18 protein-coding genes are annotated in these 17,238 nt (G+C 49.9%); 17 read left to right on the forward strand and 1 reads right to left on the reverse strand.

All coding sequences use genetic code 11. The features are described from left to right. The first annotated feature begins 34 nt into the window (after positions 1 to 34). From L6H65_RS24340 to cysK, 5 genes are all read left to right on the forward strand, one after another. Complete coding sequence (locus tag L6H65_RS24340) at positions 35 to 2,407, forward strand: endonuclease MutS2 (protein ID WP_236346638.1); 2,373 nt, start codon at positions 35 to 37, stop codon at positions 2,405 to 2,407. 21 nt (positions 2,408 to 2,428) lie between these two features. Continuing rightward, positions 2,429 to 2,851, forward strand: a complete 423-nt coding sequence (locus tag L6H65_RS24345) for a DUF350 domain-containing protein (RefSeq protein ID WP_236346641.1) — start codon at positions 2,429 to 2,431, stop codon at positions 2,849 to 2,851. A gap of 132 nt (positions 2,852 to 2,983) precedes the next feature. Then, on the forward strand, positions 2,984 to 3,544 hold the full coding sequence (locus L6H65_RS24350; RefSeq protein WP_236346644.1) for a hypothetical protein: 561 nt from the start codon (positions 2,984 to 2,986) through the stop codon (positions 3,542 to 3,544). An 83-nt stretch (positions 3,545 to 3,627) separates the two neighbouring features. Then, complete coding sequence (locus tag L6H65_RS24355) at positions 3,628 to 4,947, forward strand: MFS transporter (RefSeq protein ID WP_236346647.1); 1,320 nt, start codon at positions 3,628 to 3,630, stop codon at positions 4,945 to 4,947. A gap of 77 nt (positions 4,948 to 5,024) precedes the next feature. Further along, positions 5,025 to 5,942, forward strand: coding sequence for a cysteine synthase A (cysK, locus tag L6H65_RS24360; RefSeq protein WP_236346650.1), 918 nt, complete (start codon positions 5,025 to 5,027; stop codon positions 5,940 to 5,942). A 73-nt stretch (positions 5,943 to 6,015) separates the two neighbouring features. Here cysK and L6H65_RS24365 read toward each other — a convergent pair whose 3' ends face one another. Then, positions 6,016 to 7,089: a CotH kinase family protein gene (locus L6H65_RS24365; RefSeq protein ID WP_236346653.1), complete on the reverse strand. Its 1,074-nt coding sequence runs from the start codon at positions 7,087 to 7,089 to the stop codon at positions 6,016 to 6,018. Between the two features lie 484 nt (positions 7,090 to 7,573). On the opposite strand from L6H65_RS24365, the gene L6H65_RS24370 reads away from it, so the two are divergent. The 12 genes from L6H65_RS24370 (at position 7,574) to L6H65_RS24425 (ending at position 16,770) form a co-directional block, all read left to right on the forward strand. After that, positions 7,574 to 8,245 carry a DUF6897 domain-containing protein gene (locus L6H65_RS24370; protein WP_236346656.1) on the forward strand — a complete coding sequence of 224 codons (672 nt, stop codon included), beginning with the start codon at positions 7,574 to 7,576 and terminating at the stop codon, positions 8,243 to 8,245. 91 nt (positions 8,246 to 8,336) lie between these two features. Further along, on the forward strand, positions 8,337 to 8,630 hold the full coding sequence (locus tag L6H65_RS24375; RefSeq protein ID WP_236346659.1) for a hypothetical protein: 294 nt from the start codon (positions 8,337 to 8,339) through the stop codon (positions 8,628 to 8,630). After that, entirely contained in the window at positions 8,623 to 9,933 is a 1,311-nt protein-coding gene (locus tag L6H65_RS24380; protein WP_236346662.1) for an ArsB/NhaD family transporter, read from the forward strand. The genes L6H65_RS24375 and L6H65_RS24380 overlap by 8 nt, the downstream gene beginning before the upstream one ends. 16 nt (positions 9,934 to 9,949) lie before the next feature. After that, positions 9,950 to 10,615 (forward strand): YwrJ family protein, encoded by a 666-nt coding sequence (locus L6H65_RS24385; RefSeq protein ID WP_236346666.1) that lies wholly within the window; start codon positions 9,950 to 9,952, stop codon positions 10,613 to 10,615. A gap of 116 nt (positions 10,616 to 10,731) precedes the next feature. Then, complete coding sequence (locus L6H65_RS24390; RefSeq protein ID WP_236346669.1) at positions 10,732 to 10,956, forward strand: hypothetical protein; 225 nt, start codon at positions 10,732 to 10,734, stop codon at positions 10,954 to 10,956. Positions 10,957 to 11,261: 305 nt separating this feature from the next. Beyond that, complete coding sequence (locus L6H65_RS24395) at positions 11,262 to 11,666, forward strand: spore coat protein (RefSeq protein WP_236346687.1); 405 nt, start codon at positions 11,262 to 11,264, stop codon at positions 11,664 to 11,666. Positions 11,667 to 11,879: 213 nt separating this feature from the next. Continuing rightward, positions 11,880 to 12,341: a discoidin domain-containing protein gene (locus tag L6H65_RS24400; RefSeq protein WP_236346672.1), complete on the forward strand. Its 462-nt coding sequence runs from the start codon at positions 11,880 to 11,882 to the stop codon at positions 12,339 to 12,341. A gap of 470 nt (positions 12,342 to 12,811) precedes the next feature. Then, positions 12,812 to 13,303, forward strand: coding sequence for an Lrp/AsnC family transcriptional regulator (locus L6H65_RS24405; RefSeq protein ID WP_236346675.1), 492 nt, complete (start codon positions 12,812 to 12,814; stop codon positions 13,301 to 13,303). A gap of 12 nt (positions 13,304 to 13,315) precedes the next feature. Continuing rightward, entirely contained in the window at positions 13,316 to 14,533 is a 1,218-nt protein-coding gene (locus L6H65_RS24410) for an aminotransferase class I/II-fold pyridoxal phosphate-dependent enzyme (RefSeq protein WP_290370474.1), read from the forward strand. Positions 14,534 to 14,651: 118 nt separating this feature from the next. Further along, a complete protein-coding gene (locus tag L6H65_RS24415) occupies positions 14,652 to 14,906 on the forward strand; it encodes an aspartyl-phosphate phosphatase Spo0E family protein (protein WP_371877762.1) in 255 nt (84 codons plus the stop codon). 296 nt (positions 14,907 to 15,202) lie between these two features. Next, positions 15,203 to 15,778 (forward strand): cob(I)yrinic acid a,c-diamide adenosyltransferase, encoded by a 576-nt coding sequence (locus L6H65_RS24420; RefSeq protein ID WP_236346678.1) that lies wholly within the window; start codon positions 15,203 to 15,205, stop codon positions 15,776 to 15,778. Next, complete coding sequence (locus L6H65_RS24425; protein WP_236346681.1) at positions 15,775 to 16,770, forward strand: RluA family pseudouridine synthase; 996 nt, start codon at positions 15,775 to 15,777, stop codon at positions 16,768 to 16,770. The genes L6H65_RS24420 and L6H65_RS24425 overlap by 4 nt, the downstream gene beginning before the upstream one ends. Positions 16,771 to 17,238: the final 468 nt, after the last annotated feature.

Raw genomic sequence — 17,238 nt, forward strand, 5'->3', positions numbered from 1 at the left:
GATATAATAAGGAACGAGAGGAGTTGTATCAGGGTTGGACGATAAGATATTGCATACACTTGAATTTTCGAAAATTACATATAAATTGACGCAGCATGCTGCGACTTCTTTAGGTAAAGCAGCAGCCGAAGCTGTACGCCCAAGCTCGGATCTGGAGACTGTGAAGCAGTCGCTGCAAGCGACAGACGAAGCGTTCAAAGCTGAAAGGCTAAAGGGTCATGCGCCATTCGGCGGAATTACAGATATTCGCGCATCGCTGCTGCGTTCACGTATCGGCGGAACGCTTAATCCCGGCGAATTGCTTGAAATTGCGGAGACTGCAAGAGGCTCGCGCCGTGTGAAACGCCATATACTGCAGCTTCATAGCGATGATGCCACTCCGCTGCTGGCTGCGCTTGCAGAGCAGCTGTCAGAGCACAAAGCGCTTGAAGACGCCATATTTCTCTGTATCGACGATCAAGGCGAGGTCATGGACAGCGCAAGCGCCGAGCTTGCCGGCATCCGGCGCGAAATCCGCAATGGCGAAGCACGCATTCGCGAGAAGCTGGAGGGGATGATTCGCTCCTCCTCCGTGCAGAAGATGCTGCAGGATGCTATTGTTACGTTGCGCAATGATCGTTATGTTATTCCGGTCAAGCAGGAATACCGTTCGCATTTTGGCGGTATTGTGCATGATCAATCCGGTTCTGGGGCGACGTTGTTCATTGAGCCGGAAGTTATTGTGAACTTGAATAACAAGCTGCGGGAGTCGAGACTGTCCGAGACGCGCGAGATTGAGAAGATTCTGCAGAAGCTGACAGCGCAGACTGCAGAATATGTGGATGATCTGCTGCTGAATCTTGATCTGCTGGGCCAGCTTGATTTTGCCTTTGCGAAGGCGCGGTTAGCGCATGCTATGAGTGCGACAATGCCGAGAATGAATGATCGCGGCTACTTGAAGCTGCGCAAAGGTCGTCATCCGCTCCTGGCGCGCGAGAAGGTTGTCCCTATAGATGTAGAGCTGGGCAATGATTATACGTCGATTATTGTAACGGGTCCCAATACTGGCGGTAAGACTGTATCCTTGAAGACGATTGGTTTGCTCAGCTTAATGGCTATGTCCGGGATGTTCGTTCCGGCAGAGGACGGCAGCCAGCTTTGTGTATTCGACGCTATCTATGCAGATATTGGCGACGAGCAAAGCATTGAGCAAAATTTAAGCACCTTCTCCAGCCATCTGACGAATATTATTCGTATTCTCAAGACGATGACACCGAAAAGTCTTGTTCTGCTCGATGAGCTTGGAGCAGGTACGGACCCGGCTGAGGGCTCCGCGCTCGCCATAGCCATTCTGGAGCATATGCACCGAATGGGCTGCCGAATTATTGCAACGACTCATTACAGTGAATTGAAAGCATATGCATATAACCGTAAGGCAGTCATCAATGCCAGCATGGAGTTTGATGTGGCGACACTAAGTCCAACTTACCGTCTGCTGGTCGGCGTGCCGGGTCGAAGCAATGCTTTCGCCATTGCCGAGCGTCTTGGCCTGCAGCGCGGCATTATTGATCATGCGCGCGGCGAGGTAAGTGAAGAGGATATGCGCGTTGAGAATATGATCGCCTCTCTGGAGGAGGATCGTCTGGGCGCAGAAGCGGAGCGCCACACCGCAGAAGCACTTCGCAAGGAGATGGAGGAGCTTCGCGCCAAGCATGAGAGAGAACGCGCCAAATTCGAGGAGCAGCGTGACAAGCTGCTTGCCAAGGCTCAGGAGGATGCAAACGAGGCGATTGCAAAGGCAAAGCGCGAGGCGGAGCAGATCATCGCGGACTTGCGCAAGCTCGCCAAGGAGGAAGGCGCTTCGGTCAAGGAGCATAAGCTTATTGAAGCGCGCCGCAAGCTCGACGAAGCCGATCCGCAGCTTCATAAGCCTGCGAAATCAGGAAAGTCGAAGTCCTCCTCGAAGCCGCAGCGTATTGAACCTGGCGATGAGGTAATGGTGTACAGCCTGAATCAACGCGGTCATGTTGTGGAGCGAAGCGCGAATGACGCTGTCGTCCAGCTCGGAATTCTTAAGATGAAGGTAGCGCTGGGCGATCTGGAGCTGATCAAAGGTGCAGAGGCGGCCAAGCCACAGCAGCAGCCCAAGCAAGCAGCTAGTCTCAAACGGACGCGTGATGAGAATGTTCGGATGGAGCTCGATCTGCGGGGAGCCAATCTGGAGGAGGCATTTCTAGAGGTGGACCGTTTTCTCGATGAATCGTTCCTGGCTGGCTTAGGTCAAGTCTACATTATTCACGGCAAAGGAACCGGCGTTCTGAGAACCGGCATCAGTGAATTTCTTCGTCGGCACAAGCATGTGAAAAGCTACAGAATCGGAAATTACGGTGAAGGCGGAACAGGCGTCACTGTCGCCGAGTTGAAGTAACTATGGTGAGGAGAGTGCGGGATGGAGAGCGAAGTCGATAAGCTGATGAGTAATCCGTATGCAGCATCGCTGGCTTATGTGTCTGTGACGGTGCTGGCGCTTATTGTGTTTCTGTATTTCTTCGAGTTTGTTACTCGGTACAAATGCTGGACGGAAATCAAGAAGGGCAATCTTGCTGTTGCAATGGCGACAGGGGGCAAAATATTCGGCATTTGCAATCTTTTCCGCTTCTCGATTGAGACGAATGACTCGGTGTACCAAAGTATGATTTGGGCGACCTTCGGTTTTTTGATTCTCATTGCCGCTTATTTTTTATTTGAATTTCTGACTCCGGTATTTCGCATCGATGATGAGATCGAGAAGGATAACCGCGCGGTCGGTTTTATTGCGATGATTATTTCTGTATCCTTATCTTATGTCATCGGTGCAACGATCATTGCTTAATTCATTTTGAATGGAAAGGGCTATCCGACTATGAAGTATTTATGGGGAATTCTATTCGCGCTTGCCGCGTTGTTTGTTGTGCTTGGTGTCGTTTATTTAGCGATTATGTAGGCGGGAGAGGGAGAGAAAACAATGGAAGAGCAAGAGAATATCATATGTCCGTGGTGTTTGACTGAAATTATATGGGATGAAGAAATTGGCCCCGAGCGGCATTGTCCGCACTGTGAGAACGAATTGACCGGTTACCGGACGCTGCAGCTTGACATGGAATCCGATGAAGAGGGCGATGGCAAGGAAATCAAGCATCAGCCTCAGGATGAGGATGACTGGAATGAGGAGCCTTCGAATGATCGAATAGCTGCAGAGGATGACCTGTCTGAATATATTCAATATTCACGTGAGGATCTCGCATTCGAGGAGACGGTTGAGCGGATTATTGATGAGCAGCAGGAAGCGCCAGAATGTCCTTCCTGCCGGGAGTATATGCTGGAAGCTGGCGTGCAGACGATAGCCTCCTCTAGCTTTGAGCCTTCGACACCATCTGTGTTATCTGCTCCGATACTGCCAGCGCCATTCCAAGTGGTATGGTATGTGTGTCCTTCTTGTTTCCGTGCAGAGAACAAGCTGGCTGCGCCGGATCAGGAACGGCTCGTTCAGCTGTTGACGGAAGCTGCTGACTCGAAGGCGGATTAATGACTGCAAGCATGCCGCTGCCGCTTTGGGGGAACCTTACGTGTTAGGGTTCTAACCCAAGGTTATAGGCAGGAGGGATTGGCTTGTGGCAAGGCAAGCATAGGGCGCATTCACGCTGGCAAGCCTCGAAATCGAGCGGTATGCTGCGGACCGAGACTTACGGCGCTTCTGAGCGCAAGCGGAATAACAGCAGTCTCGACAGCCAGGCGATACTGCTGTTGGCTGTACAAGGGCTGTTCGGTATTGCCAACGCACTGTCTGGAACCTTCATCGGCGTGTATTTATGGAAGGCGAGCGGCTCTCTGGTTTTAATCGGATGGTTTAACTTTACACAATACGCTGTAAGCGGAATTGTTTTCTGGCTTGCCGGGAAGTGGGTAAAGGAGCATAATGGTATGAACAGCCTCCGGCTCGGCGTCGCGCTGTCGGGGGTTTTTTACTGTACGGTGCTGCTTCTTGGCAATTCCGCCATTGCTTATGTCATTCCAATCGGAGTGCTGCACGGGATTGCACTAGGACTGTTCTGGCTTTCCTTCAATGTTGTATACTTCGAAATTACAGGTCCGAGCAATCGGGACCGCTTCAATGGCTGGGCGGGATTGCTGGGTTCGGGTGCTGGTATATTCGCACCCTGGATATCGGGCAAGCTCATTGCGGCGAGTGAGGGGGAACGCGGGTACAGCATTATTTTTACCGTATCCGTCATTATCTTCGTTATTGCGGTTATTCTCAGCTTCTGGCTGAAAAAAAGGAATACAGGCGGTCGTTACGACTGGCTTCATGGGCTGCATCAGCTTCGCAAGGACGGAAGCCCGTGGAGGCTTGCTGTGCCTGGCATTGCCGCTCAAGGTGTGCGTGAAGGCGTGTTTATGTTTTTCGTCGGCCTGCTGATCTATATGTCGACCGGCAATGAGCAGAAGATCGGCAATTATTCCTTTGTTACATCACTGGTCGCGCTGCTCAGCTTCTGGATGATAGGAAAGTATCTGACGCCGGGCAGACGAAGAACCGCTATGCTGGTCGGTACGGTTGCGCTCGGAGCGGTTATTATTCCATTGTTCTGGCCGCTGAACTATACGATACTGCTCATCTTCGGTATTGGCACATCGCTGTTCATGCCGCTGTATATCATACCGATGACATCTGCTGTGTTTGACCTGATCGGTCGGGATGAAGAGAGCGCGCAGCGGCGTGAAGAGTTCATCGTGCTTCGGGAAATTGCCCTGACAGCCGGCAGAATGATCGGTATATCTGCTTATATGCTCGTGCTGCCGTTGGTGAAATCATCTCCGCAAGCCATTCCGTGGCTTATGCTGGCTGTCGGCTCGTCTCCAATCGTCGGCTGGCTGTTCATGAGGCGCTATGTAAGCGGAGGCAGCAAGGATGCTGCACATGTCAAATAAACGATTATTAGAATAGCACTTGAAATGTCCACAAGGCTTCGAGCCTAAGCCTAATAAATTTGAAGGGGGTGGATTTGATGGCGAAAGTTGCTGCTAGCATAACGGATCTAATTGGCCATACACCTGTTGTACGTTTGCAGCGTTTGGCGGGACCAGGCCTCGCAGAGGTTCTAGTTAAGCTGGAGAGATTCAATCCCAGCGGCAGTGTGAAGGATCGCGCCGCTTCTGAGCTTATTGCAGACGGAGAACGGCGCGGACTGATACCCAAGGGTGGTACGATCATCGAGCCCACCAGCGGCAATACTGGCATTGGTCTGGCGATGAATGCGGCAGCCAAAGGCTACAAGCTTATTCTCGTAATGCCCGACAATATGACGAAGGAAAGAATTGGATTGCTGCGGGCATACGGGGCTGAGGTTGTGCTTACTCCTGCACAGGAACGGATGACAGGCGCCCTCCGCAAGGCGATCGAGCTGCAGCAGGAGCATCCGGGCAGCTATATTCCGAATCAGTTCGAGAATCAAGCCAACCCTGATGCGCATCGAGGCACGACAGCGCAGGAGATTATGGAACAGACGGGAGGCCGTCTGGATGCCTTTGTTGCAACGGCTGGCACTGGCGGGACGATTACAGGCACAGGCGAGACTTTGAAGGCTGCGCTGCCGCAGCTTCATATCGCTGTTGTGGAACCGAGCGGATCTCCAGTATTGTCCGGCGGACAGCCTGGGCCGCATAAGCTCGTTGGCACAAGTCCAGGCTTCGTGCCAGCCATTCTGAACACTGCGATTTACGATGAGATTGTACAAGTCGCTGACCATGATGCCCTTGAGACGATGCGACAGCTGGCCAGGAGGGAAGGACTTCTGCTAGGCCCGTCATCAGGAGCGGCGGTATGGGCTGCGCTGCGCTTGGCGAAGAGCTTGGGTGAAGGTCGAAGAGTGCTGTGCATTGCACCGGATAGCGGTGAACGATATTTAAGTATGGATATTTTCTGAGCATACAGTGGTTTTCTGAAATACAGTGAGCCGCCCCCTGTGCTGCGAACCGCTGCTGCTGGACTGGATGGACTTATTCTGTCCATGTCCTCAGCTCTGCCCTAATAATCGCACGCCGTTCTTTAATGTAGTTCCGAATCAATTCCGGCTCCTGCTGGAATGTTTCAAATGGCCATTTCCTCGTAAAATCATCCTGAATGGCGGGTGTAAGCTTCGCATACATGGCAGTGACAGCCGGTTTAATTGCCGTCCAGGTAAATTTGCCGGCAAGCAGCCTGCGAAGCAAATTGCGGTACAAAATACGGCATGCTCGATAAGCAAGCACTTTGCTTGTAAGTGTGTTGTACCCTCTTATACTGACAAGACCGCTGCTGCACACTTTTCCGTAACAGTTTCTGCCCCAGGTTCCTTCATAATCCCATGGAATAATGCGGTATTTGCCGCTGGCGCGATGTTCGTACAGCGCATAGTTTTGTTCAAATCCATCGTAGTTTCCCGTCAACACAGCCCCTGCAAGCCACTTCAGGTAGTTCCTTACATCCAGCCTTCTTGCCAAATAAACACGCAGCGGCCACTTAGGAGGGCGATTAATTCCCCGTATGAAACGGACTAGCCGCAATCGGGTATAGTTGTTGCCGCGCATTAGCCGATAGCCGGAGAACAGGGAGACCTTCCTCTGCTCTGTATCTTCATCAATGAGACTGAAGTTGGCGTTGTCATTGACAGCATAGATGAGGGAGCGCGAGCCTATTCCCCTTCTCAGGAAAAATTTCCGGTCAACCGATTCAATCTCCAAATAAACGCCGTGAGGCTGCCCATTCCATTCCAGCCATATATGCCGGGTTCTCGGAGCCGGCACTTGGATTTTATTGAAGAAATGAAAGGAAAGTGCATTGCGAATCATGGAAGGATCGTCGAATTCCGCATTCCAATGGAGGATTTGCCCCTGACCATAATGTATTTCATACGATTTCTTCTGATAATTACGCGTATGCCCGCCTCTGATTCGAAGCCGGGCCTCATATTGCTTTCCACCGAGCTCAAGCTTGACTGGGGCGAATTCATTGCTCCACACATCATTAAGCAGCTGCTGCATATCAGCATCATTGATCGTAATTTTATGAACGGGGAGTCCTTCCTGGGACATGAGATCATCTCCTTACTCCAGAAAAACAGCCTATTCGTCGTCAATAGGCTTTTGCTTATGTACACTATGCGATTGCGGTCTTAAAGGTCACTCGGATCTGCTTGGGCGGAGCAAGCCGGCGAATCTAGCAATCGCGCTAGGCCAGTATACATTCTCATAGAAAATAGATAGTAAACTAGTACCGCTTGGCTATGGGATACATATAGATATATTACAAATCAACTCCCATGATAGATTTCACCGGGGCAAGTAATGGAGGGATGAATGTCGAAGCGAGGATGATGAACCGTATAATTGGTGTCCCCCGATTGGATGCAACCCGATCGTTCTGGTGTGCCAAAGTGTTTACTATTATTTTACGGAGGGATTTTGAATGAAACAGTGCCACAAAAGCAACAGATCTTGGAGTAGGTATGGTTCGGGCAACAGGCCATACAACTATTTAGGCGGCGAGAGCCAACGCAATCCTTGGAAACAAACAGAAGTGTCCCCTACAAGAGGTGATCGGAGCCACCGCAGCCACCGCAGCCACCGCAGCGACAAGCATGACAAGAAGGGCAGCTATCTTCGGAATTTGATTGGCAAAAATGTGAAAATCAATCGCGGCGGCCCTGACTCGCTGGAAGGGAAATTGATCGCAGTACAAAGCGACTATATCGTGCTGCAAACAAAGGATGGCATTATTTATGTCAATACCAGTCATGTGAAAAGCATTACCGAGCTTCCAACCCACAAGACCAAAGGCTGGACGCCCAAATATATCGTTGCCCGCAATTTCTTGGGCGTGCTTCGCAAGTTGACGAAGAAGTTTGTTCAAATCAACTCAGGCGGACCAGAGAAAGTGGAAGGGTTTATTGCAGAGGTTAGCGCTGACTCCGTACTTCTGGTAGATGGACAGGATTTGCTGCAAATTCCGCTCTTCCATATTAAGACTGTCAAGCAGACCGGCAAGTATGTCACTTATGGCGGCGGACGTACAGGAGGGCAGCGCACTGGCGGGGATGAAACGCACGGCCACAAGACGCATGACCACAAAACACGCGGTCCCAAATCGAGAGGCCCAAGGACCGGCAGAGCACATTTTCAGGCATCCGATCAGGATCAGGCAGGGGTTAAAAGGACAGTTAAACGCATCTCCCGCAAGGCAGAGAAATAGAACTGTTGATTGCCGGGGCTGACTTGCAGCAGCTCTCCTTCAGCTCCGGCAGTTGCAGCCATATTTTCACTGACAAGGGGGGAGGAGATCCATGTTTATCGCCTTGGTTATACTGCTAGTCAGCATACCGCTATTCCTTCTCCTTGCGCCCAAGCCGCCGCAGCACTCCAATACGCTTGACTTTGAGAAGATGGAAAAGATAGAACCAATACGGGCTTCATCGACTCCGTCGGCCTCACCAACGCAAATACTTGCAACGTCTCAATCGGCTTCACCGACAAAAGGGACTGCATCACCTCAACCGACTGCACTATCTCAGCCGAATGCAGCGGACGCTTACGCTTTTGAGCTACAGCTCCGAGGCAAGGCGCATCCGCATGGCTGACGCCAAATCCTGCCTAGTCGTTCTCATATTTCTGTTAACCGTTGTTTTCACCGCATGGCGTCCCAAAGGGATTCATGCTGCTGTTCCCGCCATATTAGGTGCTGCGATACTCCTTCTCTCAGGATTAACACCGCTCTCTCATCTTGATTCTATTTGGACACATTACGGCGGGGCTGCTGTTATTATGCTGGCTGTGCTTGTCATGGCTATTACTTTGCAAAGCATCGGATTCTTCCAGTGGGCTGCTATCAATATGGTAACGCATGCCCGCGGCTCTGGCATTCGCTTGTTCGCAGGTATTCTTATCCTCTGTTTCTTGATGACGCTGTTCTTCAACCATTATGCGAGTATACTCATTACGACTCCGATCATCCTGCAGATTGGCAGCATGCTGCGGCTGCGAATTTATCAACAGATCCCCTATTTAATAAGCGGAGCATTAATCGCCATAGCAGCGGGAACACCGATCGGAGTCAGTCATTTCAGCACTCTTATTACACAGTCTATGATACAACTTGATAGTAATGACTACGTCCAGCTAATGTTCATTCCCGCTATGATAGGAATCGTTTCTCTTGCATCGATGCTGTATCTTTTCTATTGCAAGCAGTTGCCCTTGCGCATACCGACTGCTGATCAAATGCCTCCAGTCTCGCAGCCATACCCGGTCGATTGGTCGTTGTTTCGAATTTGCATGATCATCGTCGTCGTCACACGGGCTGGGTTCTTTATCGGATCCAGCTTCGATGTGCCGATAGCATGGATTGCAATTGCCGGCGCTCTGTTATTGCTTATGGCACGCTGGTGGAAGACTGGCCGTGGACCTATGGATTTAGTGAGCAAAGCCCCTTGGCACATTCTCTTGTTTGCGTTCAGTATCTATGTGATTGTAGACGGCTTGCAGGGGATCGGAATAACCCGTGTCATCGCAATGGAGCTTTCATCTTTGATATCTTCCAGCGATCTGTCCGTTGTGATGGTAACAGGTGGACTACTGACGATCATGTCGAGCTTCCTGAACAATTTGCCCTCGGCTTTGATCGGTACATTATCGTTGACGCAAATGAATCTGGAACCGCAAACACTGCAACTGGCCTACTTAGCCAACATTCTTGGAAGCGATGTAGGTGCGCTTATTACGCCAGTAGGGACATTGGCCTCGTTAGTCTGGTTGTTCATCTTGCGTCAGCATGACGTTCAGCTTTCGTGGAAGGACTACATGAAGGCAACAGTAGTTGTTATTCCGTCAGGTCTGTTATTAAGTCTTCTTAGTCTCTACGTATGGACGCGAATAATTGGATGAAAGGAGGGTCGACCGTATGAAAAATCGTCACCCTTTATTGGATCAGTATATTGAAATTGAGGTTTCCGGCAAAACGGCACATATTCGCGGCAAGCTGATAGATTGGGGGCAGGATATTCTCGTTCTTCATAATGGCTTGCAGTTTCTGTACGTACCCTTGATTCATCTGCAGCAGATGAGGCTTGCTACACAAGATTATCAGGAAATTATTGTACCGGAATTACCATTTGAGCATCAGAATGAACCCATTTCGTACCGCAAGATGCTGATGAATGCCAAAGGCATGTTCTCCGAGCTGTATATTACGGGCAATCAGTCTATTCATGGCTATCTGACCAGTGTTATGAATGATTTCTTTGTCTTCTACTCGCCCGTCTATCATACAGTTGTCGTATCGCTGCATCATCTCAAATATTTGATTCCTTACAGTCCGAATGTTACTCCGTATACGCTCACACCGGAACAATTCCCCTTGAAGCCGTCGCCGATGACACTCGCACGCACGTTCGACCAGCAGCTGCGCAAACTGACCGGAGAGTTCGTTATTCTTGATTTGGGAGAGAATCCGAACAAAATAGGCGTTCTAAAGAGCATTGATCAGAACATGGTGGAGCTTTCAACCGCAGGAGGCAATCCAGTCTTTCTCCATTTTGATCATGTTAAAACGGTGCATCTGCCATGAGTTACGCGACCCCGAGATCTTCCCTCATACGGAAGCATCTCGGATACATAAGAACAGAGCGGGAAGGACATACTACCGATGGTTACATAGATTGGAAAAAAGGAGGGACTCCTCGAATGATGCAGCCCATAACGGCCAAAGAATTGGAATATGTCGTTGATTCCATTTCCAATGAAGACTTGCTCATGAAGCAATGTGCTGTTGTCGTAGCAGCAGGCAGCAGTCCGGCGCTTAAGCAAGTGTGCGGACAAATGATCCATATGCACGAGCAGCATATGCACACCCTGCTCCATTCACTTCAACAGCATCAGCAGTTGGCTCCAACACAGCCGCAAAACTAAAGCGCAGAAAACAAAGCCTATCTTCCGAAGCAGTTTTCTGCGTGCGCAGAAGCTAGCCCGGGAAATAGCACAGAAAACTAAGCTATTGCTTCCGAGGCAGTTTTCTGCTAGCACAGAAAACTAAGCTAATGCTTCCGAAGCAGTTTTCTGCTAGCACAGAAGATACCCAAGAAGTAGCACAGAAAACTAAGCTAATGCTTCCGATGTAGTTTTCTGCTCACAGAAGCTAATCAGGAAGTATAACGCAGAAAACTTTTGGGAGGTTATGACAAGTGCATCAACAACAGCATACGCAAGCGATCTCGATGCAGACACTAATGCCTGAGAAGGATTTGGCATATACTGTTCTAGCTGATTTGAAACGAGTGGTTCGGGAGTACGCTACGGCTGCTACGGAATCCAGTTGCCCCCAAACCCGCCAAATGTTCACGAATTTATTGAATAATACGCTGCGCATGCAGGGGGATTTGTTCAATGCGATGCAGCAGCAGAACATGTACAGTGTAGCATCCCCAGCTCTACGCCAAGAAGTGGACAAGCAGATCAAAGAGCATCAGCAGGTTATTCAGCAAGCGGAACAGCATTTGCAGCAGCTTGGTTTGAAGCAGCAGGCTTCCTTCGGCGGACAATATAATCAGCAGCAGCATTTACAAGGTCAATATATCCAACCGCAAATCCCTACAAATCAACAAAGCCAATTTTATATGTAGTAAAAAGACAAGGCTGTTCAGTAAGCAGGTTGCTGCTTACTGGACAGCCTTGTCGCTTAAGAGGATCATCCCGATGCTTCCTGCAAAAATCACGAATCGGAAGTGATTCTTAACGAAACAAATATAGATTGACAGCTTCCAGAAAATCCGGGTCACCGCAGTCGATGTCGAGGGCTCAATATTGATTTTGAAATTGATCTGCTCCGAGCCGCTTTGATCAAGCTGCAATACAGTCCGTACCTTAATGCGTTCGAAACCCCTAGAGGTCTGACTGAAGGGGGAACGGTCACTGTCAGCAGCTCGAACAGTCCCGCAGGCGAGGAGAAGGAGCAGGCTTTCGATAATAGCGAAGCTACCAAGTGGCTCCTGATTAACAATACGGGATGGATACAATACCAGTTTGCTGGAACGGATGCTCACGCGGTCACTTCATACAAAATCACCTCGGCCAATGATGAGCCTGACAGGGACCCGTTAGGCTGGACGCTGTCGGGCTCCAATGACGGTACCAATTGGACAACTGTAGATACGCGCAGCAATCAGGATTTCCAGAATCGCTACCAGACGAATACGTATACGTTCAGCAACACAACTGCCTATAAGTATTACAGATTTGATTTCAGCAACAACAGTGGAGGTCTTCTGCAGGTGGCGGAGATCCGATTGTACGAATAGACGTATCGATGCACAACTGCAAGCACGCGGCAGCTCATTGCAAGACGGCTTATGACGATTGCCGTCGCAGCAGGTATACAAGGCAAGCAGTACATGTGGTCGACCGACCGCCGTCGTCATGCAGCGAAACACTGCGTGCTGGGAGCAGTGGGCGGTGCGGAAATTAATGTGAGAAGCAGCTGCTAGCGGTGCTTTTCATTCCAATTTGGACGAAGGGCGAGCAACAAGCTCATTGAATGGTCAGCTTGCTGAGGAAAACTCAGCAGGCTGTTTTTCTTTTTTTGAGGCATGATATATCGGATGCGCCAGCCTGTTCACTAGTAATGACCACGCTGTTTTTGAATAAGTCAAGGGACACAGCGAGACTTCTTTTTCGCTTTGCAGGATGCTTGGATTCGTTGTAATATAGTCATTATAACTAAAGGCGGAAAGAGCTGTATTTCGCAACAACTATTGAGGAGGGCTTGACGATGACTGAACTGAAGATGAAAATACTGGAATTGCTTAAGGAGGATGCGCGGCTTAGCGCGGATCTGATTGGTACGATGCTGGACGCCCCGGTGGCGGAAGTAAAGCAGGCGATTGCAGAGATGGAGCAGGATCACGTCATCGTAAAGTATGCAACCGTCGTCAACTGGAGCAAGGTGGATGATGAGAAGGTAACGGCGCTAATCGAGGTGCAAATCACCCCTGAGCGCGGCCGCGGCTTCGAGGGCATTGCGGAGCGGATTTACCTGTATCCGGAAGTGAAGTCGGTTTACCTGATGTCGGGGGCATATGATCTGCTCGTAGAGGTGCAAGGGAATACCTTGAAGGATGTTGCTTCCTTTGTTTCCAACAAGCTTTCGCCGATTGACGCGGTTCTATCCACTAAAACATTTTTCATCTTGAAAAAATATAAGCAGGGCGGCATTATCTTCGAAGAGAATGAAGACGACCATCGTCTTCTTGTCTCGCCATAAAGGGTGATTATGATGATTAAAGACGAAGAGAAACAAACAGAATTAACCAATCGGCGGCAGTCGATGTCAGAATATTTGACCCCGAAGGCAAGGGAGATTAAACCGTCGGGCATCCGCAAGTTTTTTGATTTGGCAAGCGGTCGCAAGGATATTATTACGCTAGGGGTAGGCGAGCCTGATTTTGTCACGCCATGGCATGTGCGGGAAGCCTGCGTTTATTCGTTGGAGATGGGAAAGACGCAATATACGTCCAATGCCGGAATGCCGGAGCTGCGTGAGGAGATCGGACTGTATCTGCACAAAAATTTTGATGTGGCCTATGATCCCGGCAAGGAAATTCTTGTTACTGTCGGCGGCAGTGAGGCCATCGACCTTGCATTGCGCGCACTCATTACAGCAGGTGATGAAATTCTTATTCCTGAGCCCTGCTATATCTCCTATTCCCCCATTACGGCGCTTAGCGGCGGCGTTCCAGTCGGTGTGGAAACCTTTGCGAAGGATAATTTCAAGCTCAAGGCAGAGACACTTAAGGCGGCCATCACACCGCGTTCGAAGGTGCTGGTATTGTGCTATCCGAGTAATCCGACCGGCGGTACGATGACCTATGAGGACTGGCTGCCGATCGCGAAGATCGTCGAGGAGAATGACCTTATCGTTATTTCCGACGAGATTTACGCAGAGCTGTCGTATGGCTCGAAGCATGTGAGCTTCGCATCTGTACCAGGGATGAAGGATCGGACTATTCTCGTTAGCGGCTTCTCCAAGGCATTTGCAATGACAGGCTGGCGGATGGGTTATGCTTGCGGACATGAGGACCTGATTGGCGCCATGCTCAAGATTCATCAGTTTACAGTCATGTGCGCGCCTGTCATGGGACAGGTAGCAGCGCTGGAGGCTCTTCGCAATGGTCTTGAAGAAAAGGATAGAATGGTGGAGTCCTATAATCAGCGGCGGAGATTGGTCGTTAGCGGATTCCGTGAGATCGGGCTGGAATGCCATGAGCCGCAGGGAGCCTTCTACGCTTTTCCGTCAATCAAATCTACAGGTCTAAGTTCGGATGAGTTTGCGACTCGCTTGTTGAATGAGCATAGCGTAGCCGCTGTTCCAGGCGATGTATTCGGTCTTGGCGGAGAAGGCTATCTGCGCTGCTCGTATGCGACCTCGGTCAATCAATTAACGGAAGCGATTGAACGAATGGGCAATTTTGTGCGGAAACTTAAAGGAGAATGAAAAAGATATATTCAGAATTGTTATCCTTTGCTATAATAATTTTAGTAAATCTTTATAATTCACCTATTGGCACAATTGTATTTTTATGATTGGCTGAATTTGACGAGGAGGGATGACAGTGGCTTATGCGGATTATGGTCGTACGTCTCACGAGGAGTCGAACACCATTTCAGCAGAGCAGTTGTCTTCATCCATAAGGATTCTGGAAGACGAAATTTATACGCTGCGTGTTAAGATGGAGCAATCTTACATGGAGGAAGCTTCGTTCAGTTCCGATATCGTCATCGATCTCAGCCGTAAGCTGGATGTCAAAATCAATGAATATATGATTCACATGCGGAAAAAGACCAAGCCGGAATATACGGAGGCGTGAGAAGGAGTCCCTGAGAGGGGGCTTCTTCTTCTTTGAGCTGTATAAGTGGAAGATTGAAAGGAACAAAGGGGCCGCTGCGCAGGAGAATGCTCTAAAGTGCGCTGACGCTTCCGGAATTACCTAACACAGGCGCTACGCCAGAATCATTCCCTGCTTCGTCCTTTTGTTCGTTCTCTCGTCAACATATATCGTCTTTTATGTTATATTTGAGAGGCACTTGGATAGGGAACGGTATGCTGCAATTGGTCTAACGCGGGCAAATACCCTGATTGAATAGAGAAGGAGCTGTTAACGGGATGAGATTGTATACACGAACAGGAGATCGCGGGCAAACCTCGGTCAAAGGCGGACGTGTCAGCAAAGACGATATACGGGTAGAAGCCTACGGAACGATAGATGAATTGAATTGCTTTGTCGGTCAGGCGGCAGCGGTTGCCGGGGCGACAGGACAATTGGATGAGCTGGTGCAGGAGCTGGTGGACATTCAACAGGAGCTGTTTGATTGCGGTTCTGATCTTGCATTTGCTGACCCGGAAGGACGTCAATTCAAGATGTCCGAGGAGCCGGTCGTGCGTTTGGAGAACTGGATTGATGCGCATATCGAAGCATCTCCAGTGATAACAAGGTTTATTTTGCCTGGGGGAAGTGAGGTGTCTGCGCTGCTGCATGTTTGCCGGACGGTTTGCAGACGCGCGGAGCGCAGAGTAGTTACATTAGCCGCAGGAGCTGCGATTAATGAGGCTGTGCAGAAATATATCAATCGTTTGTCGGACTATTTCTTTGCCGCTGCACGATCGGCCAATGCAAAATTAGGCCAACAGGATACGGAATATGTACGGAGCGCGGAAGTGTTCCGCAAACGGGATAAATGAGTGTGGAGGAAGCGTATTATGAACCGCTAACTGTAGTCGTGTCGCCTGAGGAGGGCGGCATGACTGTGCGCAAGGTGCTGGAGCGGCGTCTTGGCGTATCCAGAAAGCTGCTGTCGCGACTGAAGCTAACGGAGCAGGGAATTACGGTGAACGGGCGGCGTGTCTACACATCCGAGCGTGTTCAAGAGGGCGATCAGTTGACGGTGAGGATGGAGCAGGAGGAATCGGACGATATTCTGGCAGAGCCGATGGAGCTGGATATCGTATTCGAGGATCGCAATCTGCTCATCGTCAACAAGCCGCCGGGAATCGTTGTGCATCCTACTCACGGCCACTATACCGGCACACTGGCTAATGGAGTCATCTATCATTGGAAGCAGCAGGGGGAAAAGGTTCGTTTCAGGCCGGTACATCGTTTGGATGAGGACACGTCAGGACTGGTGGCAATCGCCAAAACCCCCTATGTGCATCAGCAATTATCGGAGCAGCTGCAGCGGGGAGAGGTCGATAAGCGGTATCGCGCTTATGTTTACCGTGCGCCAAGAGAGCTCGCCGGAACGATAAATGCGCCGATCGACCGCGATCCTGAGGAGCCGCATGTTCGGATTGTCACACCAAGCGGCTATGACTCTGTCACCCATTACGATACAGAGGAAGTATACGGCAATGGTATTGCCGCAAAGGTGAAGCTGAAGCTTGAGACGGGACGCACACATCAGATCAGAGTGCATATGAAGCATATCGGCTGTCCGCTTATTGGCGACAAGCTTTATGGCTATGCGTCAGAGGGTGACGCAGCTTCTAAAGGTGGCTCGCCTCAGATGGAAGCGGCGGTTAACCGTCAGGCGCTTCATGCTGCTGTTCTGGGACTGACACATCCAATCTCACGCGAGCGGATGGTTTTTGAAGCTGCTCTTCCGCAGGATCTTCAGCAGCTGGAGGATTATTTGCTGAAGCTGAATGGATTAAGGGTTTTAGAGATTAAGGAATAAAGATTAAGGAATAGAGATTAAGGAATAGAGAGTAAGGAATAGAGAGTAAGGAATAGAGTGACTAAGGTCGAGGGGATTGGGAGCGGCAAACGGTTGGGTTCATCAGCAGTGCTGCAAAAAGGTACAATCGAATTTGATGTAACCGGACTAAATGTGGGATTGTACTGCAAAAGTCACACCGTCGAAAAAGTCAATCCAGACTAACGCTGTAAGGCGGAAAAACCGCGTTACAGCACGGAAAATTGGAGAGAGTTGCGCTGTAAGGCTGAAAAAGAGACTGTCGATTAACTGTTTACAAATGAGAGAGATTCTACTTCCTTTGTGAAAGGGACGTTGAGAAATGGGGGAATATGGGTAATTTGGCGAGGTGGAGCACATGGTGATGTGTTTTCGAGAGCTGACTGCTGCTTTTTTACCTTATGTGGCTGGCTTCGTGAGTTGCTTAGCATGTCGAAGAACCCCTGGTTT

The sequence above is a fragment of the Paenibacillus plantiphilus genome, from assembly GCF_927798095.1.
Classification (GTDB): Bacteria; Bacillota; Bacilli; order Paenibacillales; family Paenibacillaceae; genus Paenibacillus_Z; species Paenibacillus_Z plantiphilus.

Excerpts from the sequence above, each read along its gene's own strand:
- L6H65_RS24345 (WP_236346641.1), top strand. The coding sequence starts at position 2,429 with ATGGAGAGCGAAGTCGATAAGCTGATGAGTAATCCGTATGCAGCATCG.
- cysK (WP_236346650.1), top strand. The coding sequence starts at position 5,025 with ATGGCGAAAGTTGCTGCTAGCATAACGGATCTAATTGGCCATACACCT.
- L6H65_RS24365 (WP_236346653.1), bottom strand. The coding sequence starts at position 7,089 with ATGTCCCAGGAAGGACTCCCCGTTCATAAAATTACGATCAATGATGCT.
- L6H65_RS24390 (WP_236346669.1), top strand. The coding sequence starts at position 10,732 with ATGATGCAGCCCATAACGGCCAAAGAATTGGAATATGTCGTTGATTCC.
- L6H65_RS24420 (WP_236346678.1), top strand. The coding sequence starts at position 15,203 with ATGAGATTGTATACACGAACAGGAGATCGCGGGCAAACCTCGGTCAAA.
- L6H65_RS24405 (WP_236346675.1), top strand. The coding sequence starts at position 12,812 with ATGACTGAACTGAAGATGAAAATACTGGAATTGCTTAAGGAGGATGCG.
- L6H65_RS24385 (WP_236346666.1), top strand. The coding sequence starts at position 9,950 with ATGAAAAATCGTCACCCTTTATTGGATCAGTATATTGAAATTGAGGTT.
- L6H65_RS24380 (WP_236346662.1), top strand. The coding sequence starts at position 8,623 with ATGGCTGACGCCAAATCCTGCCTAGTCGTTCTCATATTTCTGTTAACC.
- L6H65_RS24425 (WP_236346681.1), top strand. The coding sequence starts at position 15,775 with ATGAGTGTGGAGGAAGCGTATTATGAACCGCTAACTGTAGTCGTGTCG.
- L6H65_RS24350 (WP_236346644.1), top strand. The coding sequence starts at position 2,984 with ATGGAAGAGCAAGAGAATATCATATGTCCGTGGTGTTTGACTGAAATT.
- L6H65_RS24375 (WP_236346659.1), top strand. The coding sequence starts at position 8,337 with ATGTTTATCGCCTTGGTTATACTGCTAGTCAGCATACCGCTATTCCTT.
- L6H65_RS24395 (WP_236346687.1), top strand. The coding sequence starts at position 11,262 with ATGCAGACACTAATGCCTGAGAAGGATTTGGCATATACTGTTCTAGCT.
- L6H65_RS24410 (WP_290370474.1), top strand. The coding sequence starts at position 13,316 with ATGATTAAAGACGAAGAGAAACAAACAGAATTAACCAATCGGCGGCAG.